Origin of the sequence: Streptomyces sp. NPDC046197 (genome assembly GCF_040646295.1) — a bacterium.
GTDB lineage: Bacteria > Actinomycetota > Actinomycetes > Streptomycetales > Streptomycetaceae > Streptomyces.
In genome coordinates, this window is the sequence record NZ_JBEYZY010000032.1 from 40970 (window position 1) to 59107 (window position 18138).

At 73.0% G+C, this 18138-nt stretch carries 13 protein-coding genes; 11 read left to right on the forward strand and 2 right to left on the reverse strand.

The features are described from left to right. The first annotated feature begins 336 nt into the window (after positions 1 to 336). Positions 337 to 1539: a bifunctional adenosylcobinamide kinase/adenosylcobinamide-phosphate guanylyltransferase gene (locus AB0A61_RS32335; RefSeq protein ID WP_361300231.1), complete on the forward strand. Its 1203-nt coding sequence runs from the start codon at positions 337 to 339 to the stop codon at positions 1537 to 1539. Between the two features lie 7 nt (positions 1540 to 1546). Here AB0A61_RS32335 and AB0A61_RS32340 read toward each other — a convergent pair whose 3' ends face one another. After that, positions 1547 to 2629 (reverse strand): class I SAM-dependent methyltransferase, encoded by a 1083-nt coding sequence (locus tag AB0A61_RS32340; RefSeq protein WP_361300234.1) that lies wholly within the window; start codon positions 2627 to 2629, stop codon positions 1547 to 1549. A gap of 163 nt (positions 2630 to 2792) precedes the next feature. On the opposite strand from AB0A61_RS32340, the gene cobT reads away from it, so the two are divergent. From cobT to AB0A61_RS32355, 3 genes are all read left to right on the forward strand, one after another. Beyond that, positions 2793 to 3938 carry a nicotinate-nucleotide--dimethylbenzimidazole phosphoribosyltransferase gene (gene cobT / locus AB0A61_RS32345; RefSeq protein WP_361300237.1) on the forward strand — a complete coding sequence of 382 codons (1146 nt, stop codon included), beginning with the start codon at positions 2793 to 2795 and terminating at the stop codon, positions 3936 to 3938. A 105-nt stretch (positions 3939 to 4043) separates the two neighbouring features. After that, complete coding sequence (locus tag AB0A61_RS32350) at positions 4044 to 5840, forward strand: phosphatidylglycerol lysyltransferase domain-containing protein (RefSeq protein ID WP_361300240.1); 1797 nt, start codon at positions 4044 to 4046, stop codon at positions 5838 to 5840. Next, a complete protein-coding gene (locus AB0A61_RS32355) occupies positions 5837 to 6547 on the forward strand; it encodes a hypothetical protein (protein ID WP_361300243.1) in 711 nt (236 codons plus the stop codon). The genes AB0A61_RS32350 and AB0A61_RS32355 overlap by 4 nt, the downstream gene beginning before the upstream one ends. Here AB0A61_RS32355 and AB0A61_RS32360 read toward each other — a convergent pair. Next, complete coding sequence (locus tag AB0A61_RS32360) at positions 6487 to 7254, reverse strand: hypothetical protein (protein WP_361300246.1); 768 nt, start codon at positions 7252 to 7254, stop codon at positions 6487 to 6489. The genes AB0A61_RS32355 and AB0A61_RS32360 overlap by 61 nt on opposite strands. 74 nt (positions 7255 to 7328) lie before the next feature. On the opposite strand from AB0A61_RS32360, the gene AB0A61_RS32365 reads away from it, so the two are divergent. The 7 genes from AB0A61_RS32365 (at position 7329) to aceE (ending at position 18015) form a co-directional block, all read left to right on the forward strand. Further along, on the forward strand, positions 7329 to 8111 hold the full coding sequence (locus AB0A61_RS32365) for an adenosylcobinamide-GDP ribazoletransferase (protein WP_361300249.1): 783 nt from the start codon (positions 7329 to 7331) through the stop codon (positions 8109 to 8111). Positions 8112 to 8221: 110 nt separating this feature from the next. Next, positions 8222 to 8866 carry an RDD family protein gene (locus AB0A61_RS32370; RefSeq protein ID WP_361300252.1) on the forward strand — a complete coding sequence of 215 codons (645 nt, stop codon included), beginning with the start codon at positions 8222 to 8224 and terminating at the stop codon, positions 8864 to 8866. A gap of 166 nt (positions 8867 to 9032) precedes the next feature. Then, positions 9033 to 10571 (forward strand): leucyl aminopeptidase, encoded by a 1539-nt coding sequence (locus tag AB0A61_RS32375; protein WP_361300255.1) that lies wholly within the window; start codon positions 9033 to 9035, stop codon positions 10569 to 10571. Between the two features lie 281 nt (positions 10572 to 10852). Continuing rightward, entirely contained in the window at positions 10853 to 12241 is a 1389-nt protein-coding gene (gene lpdA / locus AB0A61_RS32380; RefSeq protein ID WP_361300258.1) for a dihydrolipoyl dehydrogenase, read from the forward strand. A 62-nt stretch (positions 12242 to 12303) separates the two neighbouring features. Then, entirely contained in the window at positions 12304 to 14130 is a 1827-nt protein-coding gene (gene sucB, locus AB0A61_RS32385) for a 2-oxoglutarate dehydrogenase, E2 component, dihydrolipoamide succinyltransferase (protein WP_361300261.1), read from the forward strand. A gap of 290 nt (positions 14131 to 14420) precedes the next feature. After that, positions 14421 to 15044 (forward strand): GntR family transcriptional regulator, encoded by a 624-nt coding sequence (locus tag AB0A61_RS32390; RefSeq protein WP_361300264.1) that lies wholly within the window; start codon positions 14421 to 14423, stop codon positions 15042 to 15044. A gap of 259 nt (positions 15045 to 15303) precedes the next feature. Next, positions 15304 to 18015: a pyruvate dehydrogenase (acetyl-transferring), homodimeric type gene (gene aceE, locus AB0A61_RS32395; RefSeq protein WP_361300267.1), complete on the forward strand. Its 2712-nt coding sequence runs from the start codon at positions 15304 to 15306 to the stop codon at positions 18013 to 18015. Positions 18016 to 18138: the final 123 nt, after the last annotated feature.

Sequence of the window (18138 nt, forward strand, 5' to 3'; positions counted from 1 at the left end):
GGCCGGTCGCGCAGTTCCCCGCGCCCCCTTGTGGGCACGCCTTCGTGGACAGGTGTGCGCTTCGACCGGTGCTGCGAGCCCGGGTCGGCGCGGTCGCGTGTCGGCTGCGGGTCGTGGGGGCCGGTCGCGCAGTTCCCCGCGCCCCCTTGTGGGCACGCCTTCGTGGACAGGTGTGCGCTTCGACCGGTGCTGCGAGCCCGGGTCGGCGCGGTCGTGTGTCGCCTGCGGGTTTGTGGGGGCCGGTCGCGCAGTTCCCCGCGCCCCCTTGTGGGCACGCCGCGCGGCTGCTGTGGCCGGCGGTGCGCGGGGGTGGGGGGACGGGTGAAAATCGGGGGCGTGGATGTGACTCTGCTCGGTACCGGTGCTCCTGCGGGACTTCCCCGCCCCCACTGTCCCTGCGCGGCCTGTGCCGCGGCGCTCGGCGCGGACGCGCGGGCGGCGACCGCGTTGCTCGTGGACGAGGCGCTGCTGCTGGACCTGACGCCGGGTGCGGCGTTCGCCGCCGCGCGGGCCGGGCATTCACTGGGCGGGGTACGGCAGGTGCTGCTGTCGCATCCGCACGACGGGCCCGCCGTCGAGGTGCCGGCCGGGCTGCCGCAGCCCGGCCGGGTGCCGGACGGGCGGGAGTTGACGCTGCTGACGGGTCATCGGGTGCGGGCGGTGGCGCTGGACGCCCCGGGCACCGGGTACGCGGTGACCGGGCCGGTCGGGCAGCGGTTGCTGTACCTGCCGCCGGGCGGCGCGCCGGCCGGTCTCGAGGAGGCGTCCGCGGAGGCGTACGACATGGTCCTCGCGGACGTCGTGGGACGGCCGGACGCCCTGGCCAAGCTGCGGGCGGTGGGCTCGGTCGGGCCGACCACGGACGTGGTCGCCGTCCACCTCGACCACGACGTGCCGCCGGGCGCGGAGCTGCGCCGGCGGCTCGCGGCGGCGGGCGCGCGGGCGGTACCGGACGGCACCACGCTGACCGTCGGGGCGTACGAGGACGTGCCGGACGTGCCGCGGCGCACGCTGGTGCTGGGCGGAGCCCGGTCCGGCAAGTCGGTGGAGGCCGAACGGCGGCTGGAGTCCTTCCCCGAGGTGCTGTACGTCGCCACCGGCGGGTCCCGGGGCGGGGACGCCGAGTGGGCGGCCCGGGTCGCCGCGCACCGGGACCGGCGGCCGGGGTCGTGGCGTACGACCGAGACCTGCGACCTGGTGCCGCTGCTGGAGCAGGACGGGCCTCCGCTGCTCGTCGACTGCCTGTCGCTGTGGCTGACGGACGCGATGGACTCCGTCGGTGCCTGGGACGACGCCCAGTGGGCGGACGGCGGGGAACGGGCGCTGCGGGAACGGGTGACGCGGTTGACGGACGCGCTGCGCTCGACCCGGCGGACCGTGGTCGCGGTGTCCAACGAGGTGGGCTCGGGCATCGTGCCGGCCACCGCGTCGGGGCGGCGGTACCGGGACGAACTCGGCCGCCTGAACGCCGCGTTCGCTCAGGAGTGCGAGCAGGTACTGCTGGTGGTGGCGGGCCAGGCACTGGTACTGCGCGGCTGACGGCCGGTCAGGGAGTGTCCCGCCGTGCCACGATCCGGTACGCGTTCGAGCAGCCGGGGGTGCGGCGGAGCAGGGGGGCCAGGACGTGGTCGCAGGCCGCCGCCGCGGCCACGAGCGGACTGGTCGCCGCGGCCAGGGCCGCGCGCAGCAGCCGCTGCAGCTCGCTCGGCGGCTCGGCGCGCCAGGGGGCGTCGGCCGCCGGCAGCAGGTGGGTGAGGGCCAGGGTGACGGCCGCCGACAGGTCGGAGGGCGTGTGGGGGGTGCGACGGTCCACGGCGAGGACTGTGCAGCCCTGGGACTCCAGTTCCGCGCGGAGGTTGCGCAGCGGCATCAGGTGCAGATGGCGCGGCTGGCCGTGCGGCAGCCACCACTTGCCCAGCAGCGGGGCGAACACGCAGCGCGGGTCGGGGACTTCGACCAGCAGATGTCCGCCTGGGCGCAGCGCGGCCAGGGCTCCCCTCAACTCCGCCCGGGGGTCGGGGACGTGGGCGAGGTGGCGGAACATGCTGACCACGTCGTAGCGGCCGCGCAGCCGGTCCGCGACGCGCGGGTCGGCCAGGTGGCCGACGTGCGCCTCCTCGATCCGCCCGGCGGCACGGGCCCGTTCCACGCGCGTCGTGGGGTCGAGGCCGTCGAAGGAGGTGTACGGGAAGACCTCCCGTGCCGCGTGCGGGAAAGCGGCGTGGCCGGTGCCGGCGTCCAGCCAGCTCTCCGGCTCCCCCACCTCGCGCATCAGGTGGGCGACGGCCCGGTGGCCCCGGTGGCTTCGGCGGGCCGCGAGGACACGCCCGGCGAGGCCCTCGGGGTCGCTCTCGTCCAGGTCCCGGAGGTAGAAGGCCAGTCCCTCCGCGGTGAGGCGGGGGTTCTGGAAGGCGTGCCCGCAGTCCTGGCACCGGTCGACCGCGAACGTGCCCGGCTTGTGCTGCAGCAGGTCCGGAGCGCACAGCCGGGTGCGCAGCCGCCCGGATCCGCACCAGGGGCAGTCGTCACGGCGCGGCTCGTGGAAGCGGTCGACACCCCGCGCGAGTTCGGCGGCGTACGCGATGCGGCGCGGGTCGTAGACCTGCGGGGCGTACGGCAGGGGCGGCATGGGCGGCTCTCCCGGTGGGACGCGAGGGGCGTACGGCAGGGACGTACGACAATCCGCTGCAAAAGGAACGTATGGGATCGCGATCTCGGGTGCAATCACGTCGTGGGGGTGTGGTGGCGATGTGGCGCGGCCGTGTTCGACCGGGGCCGGTACTGTTCGGCGAATGAGCTCGCTGAATCTCGACGACTTCACCGATCTGATCGAGCGCCCGGACGGCGGTGTGCGCCGTGACGCCGAGGCGCGCCGGGAACGTCGGATCGTGCCGCCCGGAGCGCTGGGCCGCCTCGACGACCTGGGTGAGTGGCTGGCCGCGGCACAGGGCGCCGTGCCGGTGCGGCCGATCGAACGGCCGCGGCTGGTGCTGTTCGCCGGCGACCACGGGGTCGCCGGACTCGGCGTCTCGAAGCGGCCCGCGGGCAGTGCCGAGCAGTTGGTGCGGGCGGTCCTGGAAGGCGGCCGGCCGGTGTCCGTGCTGGCCCGGCGGCTCGGGGTGCCGGTGCGGGTGGTGGACATGGCGCTGGACTGCGCACCCGAGGCGCTGCCCGCGGACGTCGTACGGCACCGGGTGCGCCGCGGCAGCGGACGCATCGACATCGAGGACGCGCTGACCCTCGAGGAGGCCGAGGCCGCGTTCCGCGCCGGGGTGGCGGTGGCCGACGAGGAGGCCGACTCCGGTACCGACCTGGTGGTGCTCGGCGATGTCAGCGTGGGCGGGACCACGGCGGCCGCCGTGCTGGTCGCCGCGCTGTGCGGGACGGACGCGTCCGTGGTGACCGGGCGCGGCGGCGAGACGATCGACGACCTGGCGTGGATGCGCAAGTGCGCAGCGATCCGGGACGCGCTGCGGCGGGCCCGGCCGGTGCTCGGCGACCAGTTGCAGCTGCTGGCGACGGTCGGCGGGGCCGACCTCGCCGCGATGACGGGCTTCCTGCTGCAGAGTGCGGTGCGGAAGCTGCCGGTGATCCTGGACGGGGTGGTGTCGGCCGCGTGCGCCCTGGTGGCGCAGCGGGTGGCGTTCCGGGCGCCGGACTGGTGGCTGGCGGGGCAGAGCAGCGGGGAGCCGGGCCAGGCGAAGGCGCTGGACCGGATGGCGCTGGAGCCGCTGCTGGACCACGGGGTGACCGTCGGGGAGGGGACCGGGGCGCTGCTGGCGCTGCCGCTGGTGCAGAGCGCCGCCGCGCTGGCCGCGGAGCTTCCCGAACGGGCCGGGGATGCGGAGAAGACCGAGCAGCCGGAGAAGGCGGAGGAGCCGGGGCCGAAGGAAGAGCCGGAGCAGAAGGCGGCCGAGGGCGCGGGCGGGGTCGAGTGATCCGCGGGCGGCCGTGACCGGCACGACGACCGGAGCGGCCGGAGCGGCAGACCGGACAACCGAAAAGAGCGGTTCGCCAGGTTGACCCCCATATGATCGATCCCCATGGGGTATGCCCGATCTGCCGTGGAACAGGAAGCGCCCCCGGCCACGCCGGGCAGCAGACGCCGGCGGTCCAGCGCCGCTTCGCGGCGAGGGGCCGCCTCGGCCGTCTGGTATCTGCGGGCCGTCGCGTTCGTCAACTTCCTCAGCGCGGTGTGGGTCTCCCTGGGGCAGGACGTGCGACGGCACAACCAGGAGAACCTCTTCACGCCGTACCTGCTCACCGCCGGCTTCGCCTCCGGCGTGTTCGCCGCCTTCCTGGCCATCACCATGCGGCGCCGAAAGCGGGCGGCCTGGATCCTCAACCTCGCGCTCAGCGGGCCGTTCCTGGCGCTGTTCGGGCTCGCCATGACCCTGCCGGAGATCCGCCGGTCGCCACAGAACTGGGTCTCCCTGCTCCTGACCGCCGTGTTCGTCGCCGCCCTGCTCCTCGGACGGCGCGAGTTCTACGCCAAGGGCGACCGGTCCAACCCGAAGCTCGCCGCCGTCGTGGCGGTCGGCGGGCTGCTGGTCTGCTCGCTGCTGGCCGGGCTGCTGGTGACGGTCACCAACCAGGCGCCGGACGCGGCGCGTTCGACGTTCCCCGAACGCTGGCACTACGGCACGCTGCGGCTGGTCTCGGTCGCCGCCCCGGAGGCCCGCTTCCCCGGCGTCGACACGCCGAACTGGGCCAATGTCGCGGTCAACGTGCTCTCCACGGCCCTGGTCCTGGCCGTCCTGTACGCCGCCTTCCGCTCCCGGCGCGCCGTCGACCCGCTCACCGAGGACGACGAGAAACGGCTGCGGGCGCTGCTGGAGCGGCACGGCGAGCGCGACTCCCTCGGCTACTTCGCGCTGCGGCGGGAGAAGAGCGTGACCTGGTCGCCCACCGGCAAGGCGGCCGTCGCCTATCGCGTGGTCGGCGGGGTCTCCCTGGCCTCCGGGGATCCGCTCGGCGACCCCGAGGCCTGGCCGGGCGCCATCGAGCCGTGGCTGGCCGAGGCGCGGGCGCACGGGTGGATCCCGGCCGTGATGGGGGCGAGCGAGGAGGCGGGGACGGTGTACGCGCGGCACGGGCTCGACGCCCTGGAACTCGGCGACGAGGCCGTGGTGGAGGTCGCGGACTTCACCCTCGAGGGCCGGGCCATGCGGACCGTGCGGCAGGCCTACAACCGCGTCGCGCGGGCCGGGTACACGGTGCGCATCCGGCGGCACGAGGACGTCCCGGCGGCCGAGATGGCGTATCTGATCGACCGGGCGGACGACTGGCGGGACGGGGCCACCGAGCGCGGGTTCAGCATGGCGCTGGGGCGGCTCGGGGACCCGGAGGACGGCCGGTGCGTGCTGCTGGAGTGCCACGACGCGCACGGCGGCCTGCGGGCGCTGCTCTCCTTCGTGCCGTGGGGGCCCTGCGGTCTGTCCCTGGACCTGATGCGGCGTGACCGCGACGCCGAGAACGGGCTGATGGAGTTCATGGTGCTCGAACTCCTGCGCCGTGCCCGGGAGATCGAGATCACCCAGGTCTCACTCAACTTCGCCGTGTTCCGTTCGGTCTTCGAACGTGGCGCACGCCTCGGCGCGGGACCGGTGCTGAGGCTGTGGCGGTCGCTCCTCAGCTTCTTCTCGCGCTGGTGGCAGATCGAGTCGCTGTACCGCGCCAACGCGAAGTACCGGCCCATCTGGGAGCCCCGGTTCCTGCTCTTCGAGAAGAGCGCGGATCTGCTGCGCATCGGCCTCGCGGCGGCGCGCGCGGAGGGGTTCCTGGAGGCTCCGGGACTGCCGAAGTGGCTGCACCGCAAGCACCTGGAGACACACAGATGAGAACGCTCGCCCGCTGGGCCCGCACCGAATGGGGGCTGCTGTACGCCACCGTGCGCGAGCCGCTCCTCAAGCGGGGCCCGCGGGCGATCCCGATGACCGTCGGGGCGGTGTGCCTGACCGGGGCACTGCAGTTCGTGCAGAACCAGTCCTGGGGCTACCGGTTCGTCCAGCACATCGGGGCCGTACGGGCCGAGGACCCGCTGTGGCTGTCGCTGTTACGCACCCCGCTGTCGCTGTGTGTGCCGGCGCCGGACCTGCCGGTGTGGGGCGCGCTGGCGCAGATCCTGATCGTGTTCGGGATCGCCGAGATCTGCCTGGGCCCGTGGCGGGCACCGGGGGTCGCGTACGTCGCCACGCTCGCCGGCACGTTGTACGCGCGCGTCGGCATCGCACTGGGCCCGCACCACCCGCTGGGGCTGCCCGGCACGGACGCCCACGTCGTGGACACCGGCCCGTCGGCGGCCGTTGTGGGGCTCGCCGTGTACCTCGGCTGGCGCTACGGGGCGTACACCACGGCGGGCGCGGTGGTGGCGGCGATGGCGGTCGAGGTGGGGCTGAAGGAGAACCTGGCCGGCAAGGAGCACCTGGCGGCGGTCGTGGGGGTGACCCTGGTGTGCGCGTGGTCGGCGGCGGGGTACCGGCGGCCTCATCTGCGGCCGGGCAGGCGCGCCGCCTCCGGGTCGGGCTTGCCGCCGATCCAGTCCTGAAACGCGCGGCTCCGACCGGCCCAGCGGCGGTCGTGATGGTAGGCGCGCAGGCTGGCGCGGGCCCGGGCGCGCGGGCGGCGCCGGTAGAAGCGTCTGGCCCACGGGGATCCGGGGCGGGCCAGGCGGACCGCGGCGACCAGGGCGATGACCGGGACGATCACCCCGAAGATCGCCAGGCGGGCCTTGCCCTTGCTCAGCGCGATCAGGGCGAAGAGGAAGTTGACGGCGACGGTCGCGATGACCGTGCCACGGTCCTGCAGTTCGTCCGCGGACATGTCGTTGACGCCGAAGGGGGTGAAGCCGGCGAGGACCAGACCGACCAGGGCCGCGGTGAGGACGACGACCTCGACGCTCTGCCGGCCGGCCTCCGTCCAGTAGACGTCGTCCAGGTGCAGGATGAGCGCGAACTCGTCCAGGACGAGGCCCGCTCCGATGCCGAAGACCACCGCGAAGGCGGGGGCGCCGAAGCCGTGGTGACCGCTCCCGGCGACCGCGCCGAACCCGCCGACGACGACGAGGACGACGCCGGGGACGACGTGGTGGATGTGCAGACCGCCGGCCTTGACGTTGCCGAACGGGCCCCTCCCCGCACGGATGAGGCGGGTGATGACCCGGGTGACCGCGAAGGTGAGGACGAAGGCGCCCAGGGCGAGGAGCAGGGGCAGTTTGCCGGGTTCGACGATGTTCCGCTCCAGCCAGTGCCCCATGCCAGTAGTGTGCCGCGCCCCCCGGCACACTGCCCGCCCGCGAGGGACGTGCGCAGGTCCCGTATTCTCCCCGCGTGTTGAAGATCCCGACGTTGCACGGTCTCCGGTTCGCCTTCGGCACCCTCTCCGTGTTTCCGGTACGGGTGAGCCGCTGGGACCGCGGGGCCGCGCGGGGCGGGATGCTGTGTGCGCCGGTCGTCGGGGTCGTCGTGGGGACGGTCGCGGCCGCGGCCGGCCTGCTGTTGCTGTTCCTCGGCGCGAGCGATCTGCTCGCCGCCGTCGCGACCGCCGCCGTGCCCGCCGCGCTGACCCGCGGTCTGCATCTGGACGGGCTCGCCGACACCGCGGACGGACTCGGCAGCGCGAAGCCCGCCGAGGACGCGCTGCGCATCATGAAGCAGTCGGACATCGGCCCCTTCGGCGTGATCACGCTCGTCTTCGTACTGCTGGCGCAGGTGGCGGCCCTGACGGAGGCCTACGCGGGCTCCTGGGCCCGGGGTGCCCTGGCCGCCGTGGTCTCGGCCACCGCCGCCCGTCTTGCGCTCACCCTGGCCGCGCGCGCCGGGGTGCCGGCCGCCCGGCCGGAGGGGCTGGGCGCCGCCGTTGCGGGGGTGGTTCCCGGCCGTGCGGCGCTGCTCGCGGCCCTGCTGGTCTCAGCGGCGGCGGCCGGCGGGGGCGCGCTTCTCGGAGCGGGCGACGGCGTTCGGGCGGCGGCTGCCGTGGTGCTGTCGGCCGCCGTCGCCGAGGTCCTGCTCCGCCACTGCACGCGCCGCTTCGGCGGCGTGACCGGCGACGTCTTCGGCGGGCTGGCGGAGACCGCGGCGACCGCCGCCCTCGTCACACTGTCACTGGGCTGAAACGATCGCGGCTCGTCCCCGGTGTCCCTCCCGCTCCGTGGCTACTGTGATCCGCCGAACAGACGTGTGATCACGATCGGGGGACGTCCGTGCCGAAACTGCGCCGTGCCATGGCCTGGTTCATCGACTTCGCTCTGGTGGCCGCGGCGGCCTCGGCGCTCGCCGTGCTCACCTTCCACCGGATCTCCGCGCTCGTCACCGACGTGCCCGAGCTCGCCACGCGCAGCGGCCTGGACCTGCTCACCTCGCGCGGCGACGTGGTCGGCGCCTCGGAGCACCTCGGGCTGTCGCTGTGGAACAGCGCGGTGCTGTACGTGGAGGAGGCCTTCGGACTGCTGGTCCTGGTCACCTTCCTCTACCAGTGGGGCTGCCTCGCTCTCGCCGGCCGGACGATCGGCAAGGGACTGCTCGGGCTGAGGGTGGCCCCGGGCCGGGCGCGCCGGGCGGCCCTGCGAGCCGCGATCACCACGACCGCCGACGTGGCCGTCTACGCCGTGGCCTGCGTGCTGCTGGTCGAGGGCCACTTCCTTGCGTCGGTGCTCGTGTGGGCGGTGGCCGTGGTGGTCTTCTTCCTCAACGCCCTGCCGGTCCTCCTCCCCGCCCGCCGGTCGCTGGCCGACCGGCTGGCGGGCACGGCGGTCATCGGGCTCGGCCCTCGCGGGGACCGGGGCGGGCGTCGGCCGGCCTCGGCGGCTGTGTTCCCGGTCACCGGAGTGCGAGGATCGGGAGGTGGCGCCGACGCCGACGCCGGGTGAACCCCGTGGGCCGGAACCGTGGCGCACCGCGCGTAGGCTCGTGCCGGTGTTTGCCTGCCCAGGTGATCACCGCATCGCAGGAGGGATCTAGGGTCGTGTGTCGGGCCCGGTCGACCCACCCGCATTCGGCCACACACATTTCATAGGGAAGCGAGATTTCACCACCGTGACTGCTCTCACTCTCAGCACCGCCGCGGCGCCCGGCCTGCGGGCCGACGCGATCGTGATCGGTGTCGCCAAGGGCTCTGGCTCCAAGTCCGGAGACCTGGTCGTCGCACCGGGCGCCGAGGCCGTCGACAAGGCGTACGACGGCAAGCTCGCCGGCGTCCTGGAGACCCTCGGTGCCTCCGGTGCCGAGGGCGAGGTGACGAAGCTGCCCGCGCCGTCCGGTTTCAAGGCCCCGCTCGTGGTGGCGGTGGGCCTGGGCGCGGAGCCGGAGAAGGACGCCGAGTACGACGCCGAGGCGCTGCGCCGGGCGGCCGGCGTGGCCGCCCGTGCCCTCGTCGGCGCGAAGAAGGCCGCCTTCGCCCTGCCGATCGCCGACGCCGCCGACGCCGGTGCGGTCGCCGAGGGCGCGCTGCTGGGCGGGTACGCGTTCGACGCCTACAAGGACAACGGCAAGGACCCGAAGGCCAAGAACGGCAAGGCGCCCCTCGCCGAGATCGCCCTGCTCGGCGGCAGGCCCCGCGACAAGGCGTACAAGGCGGCGGTGGAACGCGCCACCGCCCTGTGCGAGGAGCTCAACCGCGCCCGCGACCTGGTCAACACCCCGCCCAACGACCTGACCCCGGCGGCGTTCGCCGCGATCGCCCAGGCGGCGGCGAAGGAGCACGGCCTGAAGGTGCAGGTGCTCGACGAGAAGGCGCTGGCCAAGGGCGGCTACGGCGGTGTCCTCGGGGTCGGCGCCGGCTCGGCCGCGCCGCCGCGGCTGGTGAAGCTGTCGTACACGAGCCCCAAGGCGAAGAAGCACCTCGCGCTCGTCGGCAAGGGCATCACCTACGACTCGGGCGGCATCTCGCTCAAGCCGGCCGGCCACAACGAGACCATGAAGTGCGACATGGCCGGCGCGGCCTCCGTGTTCGCCGCCGTCGTCACGGCCGCCCGCCTGGGCCTGGACGTCAACGTCACCGGCTGGCTCGCGCTGGCCGAGAACATGCCCTCCGGCTCCGCCACCCGCCCGGGTGACGTGCTGCGCATGTACAGCGGCAAGACGGTGGAGGTGCTCAACACCGACGCCGAGGGCCGGCTCGTGCTCGCGGACGCGCTGTGGGCCGCCTCGCAGGAGAAGCCGGACGCGATCGTGGACGTGGCGACGCTGACCGGCGCGATGGTGCTGGCGCTCGGCAACCGCACCTTCGGGATCATGGCGAACGACGAGGCGTTCCGCACCGCGGTCCACGAGGCCGCCGAGGAGGCCGGCGAGGAGGCCTGGCCGATGCCGCTGCCGGAGCACCTGCGCAAGGGCATGGACTCCCCCACCGCCGACATCGCCAACATGGGTGAGCGGATGGGCGGCGGACTGGTCGCGGGCCTGTTCCTGCGCGAGTTCGTCGGCGAGGGCATCACCTGGGCCCACCTCGACATCGCCGGACCGGCGTTCAACGAGCAGGGCCCGTTCGGTTACACGCCGAAGGGCGGCACGGGGTCCGGAGTGCGGACGCTGGTGCGGCTCGCCGAGCTCACCGCCGCGGGTGACCTGGGCTGATGCCCCTGGCTGTGCGCCCAGTGCCTCGGTCCCTCCCGTCCCGAGACGGCTGCGGACCGGGTGTGGCTGGGCGCGCAGTACCCCGCGCCCGCGTGGGCGGCTGTCCCTACGTGGGCTGTTTCACACCCCGGCCCCGCGTCTCGTTCACTCCCGACAAGTGCGAAGATGGGGCTCGGCAGGACAGGGCCCCCACCGAAGGGCCGAAGCTTCAGCGGCCGGACACCAGCCGCCTGCCGGTCATCGGAGACCGGCGTACGGCGCACATGCATGGAGGACGTGACGTGGCGAACGACGCCAGCACCGTTTTCGACCTAGTGATCCTCGGCGGTGGTAGCGGTGGTTACGCCGCGGCCCTGCGCGGGGCGCAGCTGGGCCTGGACGTCGCCCTGATCGAGAAGGACAAGGTCGGCGGCACCTGCCTGCACCGGGGTTGCATCCCCACGAAGGCCCTGCTGCACGCGGGCGAGATCGCCGATCAGGCCCGTGAGAGCGAGCAGTTCGGCGTCAAGGCCACCTTCGAGGGCATCGACGTACCGGCCGTCCACAAGTACAAGGACGACGTGATCTCGGGCCTGTACAAGGGTCTGCAGGGCCTGATCGCCTCTCGCAAGGTGACCTACATCGAGGGTGAGGGCCGGCTGTCCTCCGCCACCTCCGTGGACGTCAACGGGCAGCGGATCCAGGGCCGTCACGTCCTGCTGGCGACCGGCTCCGTGCCGAAGTCGCTGCCGGGACTGGAGATCGACGGCAACCGCATCATCTCCTCCGACCACGCCCTGGTCCTGGACCGCGTGCCGAAGTCGGCGATCATCCTGGGCGGCGGCGTCATCGGCGTCGAGTTCGCCTCCGCGTGGAAGTCCTTCGGTGCCGACGTCACGGTCATCGAGGGTCTGAAGCACCTCGTCCCGGTCGAGGACGAGAACTCCTCCAAGCTTCTTGAGCGCGCCTTCCGCAAGCGCGGCATCAAGTTCAACCTGGGCACCTTCTTCCAGAAGGCCGAGTACACCCAGGACGGTGTCAAGGTCACCCTCGCCGACGGCAAGGAGTTCGAGGCCGAGGTCCTCCTCGTCGCCGTCGGCCGCGGCCCGGTCTCCCAGGGCCTGGGCTACGAGGAGGCCGGGGTCGCCATGGACCGCGGCTACGTCCTCGTCGACGAGTACATGCGCACCAACGTTCCGACCATCTCCGCCGTCGGCGACCTGGTCCCGACGCTCCAGCTCGCGCACGTCGGCTTCGCCGAAGGCATCCTGGTGGCGGAGCGTCTGGCCGGTCTGAAGACCGTTCCGATCGACTACGACGGTGTCCCGCGGGTCACGTACTGCCACCCGGAGGTCGCCTCCGTCGGCATCACCGAGGCCAAGGCCAAGGAGGTCTACGGCGCGGACAAGGTCGTCGCTCTGAAGTACAACCTGGCGGGCAACGGCAAGAGCAAGATCCTGAAGACCGCGGGCGAGATCAAGCTCGTCCAGGTCAAGGACGGTGCCGTGGTCGGCGTCCACATGGTCGGCGACCGCATGGGCGAGCAGGTCGGCGAGGCCCAGCTGATCTACAACTGGGAGGCGCTGCCTGCCGAGGTCGCCCAGCTCATCCACGCCCACCCGACGCAGAACGAGGCGCTCGGCGAGGCCCACCTGGCCCTGGCGGGCAAGCCGCTTCACTCCCACGACTGACGCCTTCAGTCATCGGACGCGACGACACAGACTTCCGTAATTCGTTAGGAGCAACCGAAACCATGGCGGTTTCCGTAACCCTTCCGGCGCTCGGCGAGAGCGTCACCGAGGGCACTGTCACCCGCTGGCTGAAGGCCGAGGGCGAGCGCGTCGAGGCCGACGAGCCGCTGCTCGAGGTGTCGACCGACAAGGTCGACACCGAGATCCCCTCGCCCGCCGCCGGTGTACTGGCCTCCATCAAGGTCGCCGAGGACGAGACCGTGGAGGTCGGCGCCGAGCTGGCCCTCATCGACGACGGCACCGGCGCCCCCGCGGCCGCCCCGGCCCCCGCCGCGGAGCAGGCTCCGGCCGAGCCCGCGCCGGCCCCGGCCGCCCCGGCCCCGGCCGCCCCGTCCACCGAGCAGGCCGCCCCCGCCCCGGCTCCGACCGCCGAGGCCGCCGCCGGTGGCGGCACCGCCGAGGGCACGGACGTGGTCCTGCCCGCGCTCGGCGAGTCCGTCACCGAGGGCACCGTCACCCGCTGGCTGAAGTCGGTCGGCGACTCCGTCGAGGCCGACGAGCCGCTGCTCGAGGTCTCCACCGACAAGGTCGACACCGAGATCCCGGCGCCCACCTCCGGCGTGCTCCTGCAGATCGTGGTCGGCGAGGACGAGACCGCCGAGGTCGGCGCCAAGCTCGCCGTCATCGGCCAGCCCGGCGCCGCCCCCGCCGCCGCTCCGGCCCCGGCCGCCCCGGCTCCGGCGCCCGCCGCCGAGGCCCCGGCGCCCGCCGCCGCACCGGCACCCGCCGCACCGGCTCCGGCCGTTCCGGCGCCCGCCGCCCCGGCTCCGCAGGCGCCGACGGCTCCGGCCCCGCAGCAGCAGGTCACCCCGGCCCCCGAGCCGGTCCCGTCGGCTCCGGCGCCCGCCCCGGCTCCGGTGACGCCGGTCCCGGCCGCCGCGCAGCCGACCGACGAGGGCGCGTACGTGACCCCGCTGGTGCGCAAGCTCGCCGCCGAGAACGGCGTCGACCTGGCCACCGTCAAGGGCACCGGCGTCGGCGGCCGTATCCGCAAGCAGGACGTCGTCGCCGCCGCCGAGGCCGCGAAGGCCGCCGCTGCCGCTCCGGCTCCGGCCGCCGCCGCCGCTCCGGCCGCCGCCAGGAAGGCCCCGGCGCTGGAGGTCTCCCCGCTGCGCGGCCAGACCGTGAAGATGCCGCGGATCCGCAAGGTCATCGGCGACAACATGGTCAAGGCGCTGCACGAGCAGGCCCAGTTGTCGTCGGTCGTCGAGGTCGACGTCACGCGCCTGATGCGGCTGCGCGCCCAGGCCAAGGACTCCTTCGCCGCGCGCGAGGGCGTCAAGCTCTCCCCGATGCCGTTCTTCGTGAAGGCGGCGGCCCAGGCGCTGAAGGCCCACCCGGTCATCAACGCCAGGATCAACGAGGCCGAGGGCACGATCACCTACTTCGACTCCGAGAACATCGGTATCGCGGTGGACTCCGAGAAGGGCCTGATGACCCCGGTCATCAAGCACGCCGGTGACCTCAACATCGCCGGCATCGCCAAGGCCACGGCGGAGCTCGCGGGCAAGGTCCGCGCCAACAAGATCACGCCCGACGAGCTGTCCGGCGCGACCTTCACCATCTCCAACACCGGTTCGCGTGGCGCGCTGTTCGACACGATCATCGTGCCGCCGGGCCAGGTCGCGATCCTCGGCATCGGTGCCACGGTCAAGCGCCCGGCCGTCATCGAGACCGAGGAAGGCACGGTCATCGGCGTCCGCGACATGACCTACCTGACCCTCTCCTACGACCACCGTCTGGTGGACGGCGCCGACGCGGCCCGTTACCTGACGGCGGTCAAGGCGATCCTGGAGGCGGGCGAGTTCGAGGTCGAGCTCGGCCTGTAATCGCCGCTCAGTGCAGTGCATCGGTGCCCCCGCCCGGAATCTCCGGGCGGGGGCACCGAGCTTTCAGGGGTGCGGGGCTGTACCGGTATGCGGCTTTGCCGCGCGGGCGCGAGGAACGCACCATCCGCCGCCGCGCGACGCCCGGCCGGGTCGGCCTCCTGGGCGCCGCTGCTCGGCCGCATGCCGTGTAAGCCTCGTCTCACCTGCACGAAAGCCACCCCACACGCCCTCCCCGCGGAGCGAACCCGCCGTATTGTCTAAACGTCAAACTCCCCGACTGAGGAGCCCTCATGACCGCGCCCGTCGTCCACTCGCTGCGCGAACAGATCCGCGAGCACATCGTGGAGGGGATCGTCAGCGGGCGCTGGAAGCCGGGCGAGCGGATCGTCGAGCGCCGGATCGCGACCGAGCTGGAGGTCAGCCAGACACCGGTCAGGGAGGCGCTGCGCGAGCTGGAGTCGCTGCGGCTGATCGAGTCGGCGCCGAACAAGGGCGTACGGGTGCGCAACCTGACGGCCGCCGACCTGGAGGAGAGCTACCCGGTGCGGGCCGGTCTCGAGGCCATCGCGGCGGAGCTGGCGGCGGCCAGGCTGGCGGAGGACTGCTCGGCCCTGGAGCCGCACGTGGCCGCCCTGTACGAGGCCGACCGCGAGGCCGACGGCACCGCCCAGGTGCGGCACACGGTCGGCTTCCACCGCGAGCTGGTGCGCGCGGCCGACAACTCCGTGCTGCTGCACACCTGGGAGGGCCTGGGCATCGAGGTCTTCACGGCCCTGTCGATCCGCTGGCTGGGGACGGTCCAGCAGTCGTACGCCGAGGAGCACCAGGAGCTGGTGGAGGCGTTCAAGCGGCGTGACCCGCGGATCGCCGAGCTGGTGAAGGCCCACGTGCTGGGGTGTGCGCCGCGGGCGTGAGGCAGTCGAGCACTGCCGCGCTCACCTGCGGAAACCGTTCGAGAACACGGCACCGCGTGCCTACCGCAAAGACACCCCGTGCCTACTTTCTCGAAATCGAGAGGTTTTCGCTCTCAACCCTTTGATCGATCATCGATCAGGGAGTTACAGTCCCCCACGGGCTTTCACCAGAGCCTCATGCCCTGTCCTGCCAAAGACCAAGGGCAACCCCGAACCCTTACCGATGAGGGAACCCCCTTCGACTGAGGAAGGCGGCGACATGACCGACCCCCACGCCATCCAGCCGAGCGAGCTCGACCAGCTCCCGGACCGCGACCCGGAGGAGACCGCCGAATGGCAGGCCTCGCTGGACGCCGTCGCCAGGGCGGCCGGGCCGCACCGTGCCGCGTACCTGATGCGCCGCACGCTGGAGCGCGCGGAGGGCGCCGGCGTCGCGCTGCCGAAGCTCCTGGAGACCGACTACGTCAACTCCATCCCGACCGCCGCCGAGCCGGCCGTCGAGGGTGACGAGGAGATGGAGCACCGCATCACCGCGTGGAACCGCTGGAACGCGGCCGCGATGGTGACCCGCGGCAGCAAGTACGGCGTCGGCGGCCACATCGCCACCTTCGCCTCCGCGGCCTGGCTCTACGAGACCGGCTTCAACCACTTCTTCAAGGGCAAGGAATCCCCGGACGCCGCCGGCTCCGGTGACCAGCTCTACATCCAGGGCCACGCCTCCCCCGGCATCTACGCCCGTGCCTTCCTCGACGGCCGCCTGACCGAGCAGCACCTGGACAACTTCCGCCGCGAGGCGGGCGGAGCCGGCCTGCCCTCCTACCCGCACCCGCGCCGCCTGCCCTGGCTGTGGGAGTTCCCGACGGTCTCCATGGGCCTCGGCCCGCTGTCGGCGATCTACCAGGCCCGGTTCAACCGCTACCTCACCAACCGCGGCATCAAGGACGTCTCCGCCTCCCACGTCTGGGCCTTCCTCGGCGACGGTGAGATGGACGAGCCGGAGTCGACCGCCGCCCTGGCGCTGGCCGCCCGTGAGGAGCTGGACAACCTCACCTTCGTCATCAACTGCAACCTGCAGCGCCTGGACGGCCCGGTCCGCGCCAACTTCAAGATCGTGCAGGAGCTGGAGGCCCAGTTCCGCGGCGCCGGCTGGAACGTGATCAAGACGCTGTGGGGCTCGGCCTGGGACGAGCTGTTCGCCCTGGACACCACGGGCGCGCTGGTACGCCGCCTGCGCCAGGTGCCGGACGCGCAGATCCAGACGTACCAGACCCGTGACGCCGCCTACATCCGGCAGGACTTCTTCGGGGCCGACCCCGCGCTGGCCGAGATGGCGAAGCTGCTGAGCGACGACAAGATCGTCGAGTGCTTCCACCTCTCGCGCGGTGGTCACGAGGCCCGCAAGGTGTACGCCGCCTACCGGGCGGCCCTGGCCCACAAGGGCGCCCCGACGGTGATCCTGGCCCAGACGGTCAAGGGCCACACCCTCGGCCCGGGCTTCGCGTCGAAGAACGCCAACCACCAGATGAAGAAGCTGACGGTGGACGAGTTCAAGTCGATGCGCGACCTGCTCGAACTGCCCATCCCGGACGCGCGGTTCGCCGACGGCGTGGTGCCCTACGGCCACCCCGGCGCCGACTCCCGCGAGGTCCGCTACCTCCAGGAGCGCCGCGCGGCCCTCGGCGGCCCGGCCCCGGCCCGCCGCGTCCACCCCCTCGCGCCGCTGCCGGCCCCGGCCGACAAGACCTTCGCCGCCTTCGACAAGGGCTCCGGCTCCCAGAACGTGGCCACCACCATGGCCTTCGTCCGCCTGATCAAGGACCTGGTCCGCGACAAGGAGACCGGCAGGCGCTGGGTGCCGATCGTCCCGGACGAGGCACGCACCTTCGGCATGGAGTCGCTGTTCCCGTCGCTGGGCATCTACTCGCCCAAGGGCCAGACGTACGAGCCGGTCGACCGCGACCAGCTGATGTACTACAAGGAGGCCAAGAACGGCCAGATCCTCAACGAGGGGATCACCGAGGCCGGTTCGATGGCCGACTTCATCGCCGCGTCGACCGCGTACGCGACGCACGGCGAGGCGATGATCCCGTTCTACATCTTCTACTCGATGTTCGGCTGGCAGCGCACGGCCGACCAGATGTGGCAGCTCGGCGACCAGCTCGGCCGCGGCTTCCTGGTCGGCGCGACGGCGGGCCGCACGACGCTGACCGGTGAGGGCCTGCAGCACGCGGACGGGCACTCCCCCGTCATCGCCGCGACCAACCCGGCCGCGCTGACCTACGACCCGGCGTTCGCCTACGAGGTCGCGGCCATCGTCAAGGACGGCCTGCGCCGCATGTACGGCGAGGCGCTGCCCGGCGAGGACCCGAACGTCTTCTACTACCTCACCGTCTACAACGAGCCGCTGCCGCAGCCGGCGAAGCCGTCGGGCCTCGGCATCGACGAGGGCATCGTCAAGGGGCTGTACCGCTTCAACACGGCGGAGTCGGCCGGTCTGACGGTGACCGCCAACGCGCCGCGCATCCAGCTGCTGGGCTCCGGCACGGCGATCCACTGGGCGCTGGAGGCGCAGAAGCTGCTCGCCGAGGAGTGGGGCGTGGCCGCCGACGTGTGGTCGGCGACCTCCTGGGGCGAGCTGCGCCGGGACGCCCTGGAGGCGGACGCGGCGCTGCTGCGGGGCGAGGAGCGGGTGCCGTTCGTCCAGCAGGCGCTCCAGGGCGCCGAGGGGCCGGTGCTGGCCGTGTCCGACTACATGCGCCAGGTGCCGGACCAGATCGCGCAGTGGGTCGAGCAGGACTACACCTCGCTGGGCGCCGACGGCTTCGGCCTGTCGGACACCCGTGACGCCGCCCGCCGTCACTTCGGCGTCGACGCCCGGTCGATCGTGGTCGCGGCCCTCGCCCAGCTCGCCAGGCGCGGCGAGGCCAAGGCCTCGGCGGTCAAGGAGGCCCGGGAGAAGTACGGGCTGTAGGTCCCGGGCTTTCCGCGAACAGGGGCTGTAGGTCCCGGGATTCCGTGAAGGGGTGCGGCTGCTGCCGTGCCCCTTCACTGTTCCGGCCCCTTCGCTGTCGGTGCCCCCCGGCATGATGGCCGC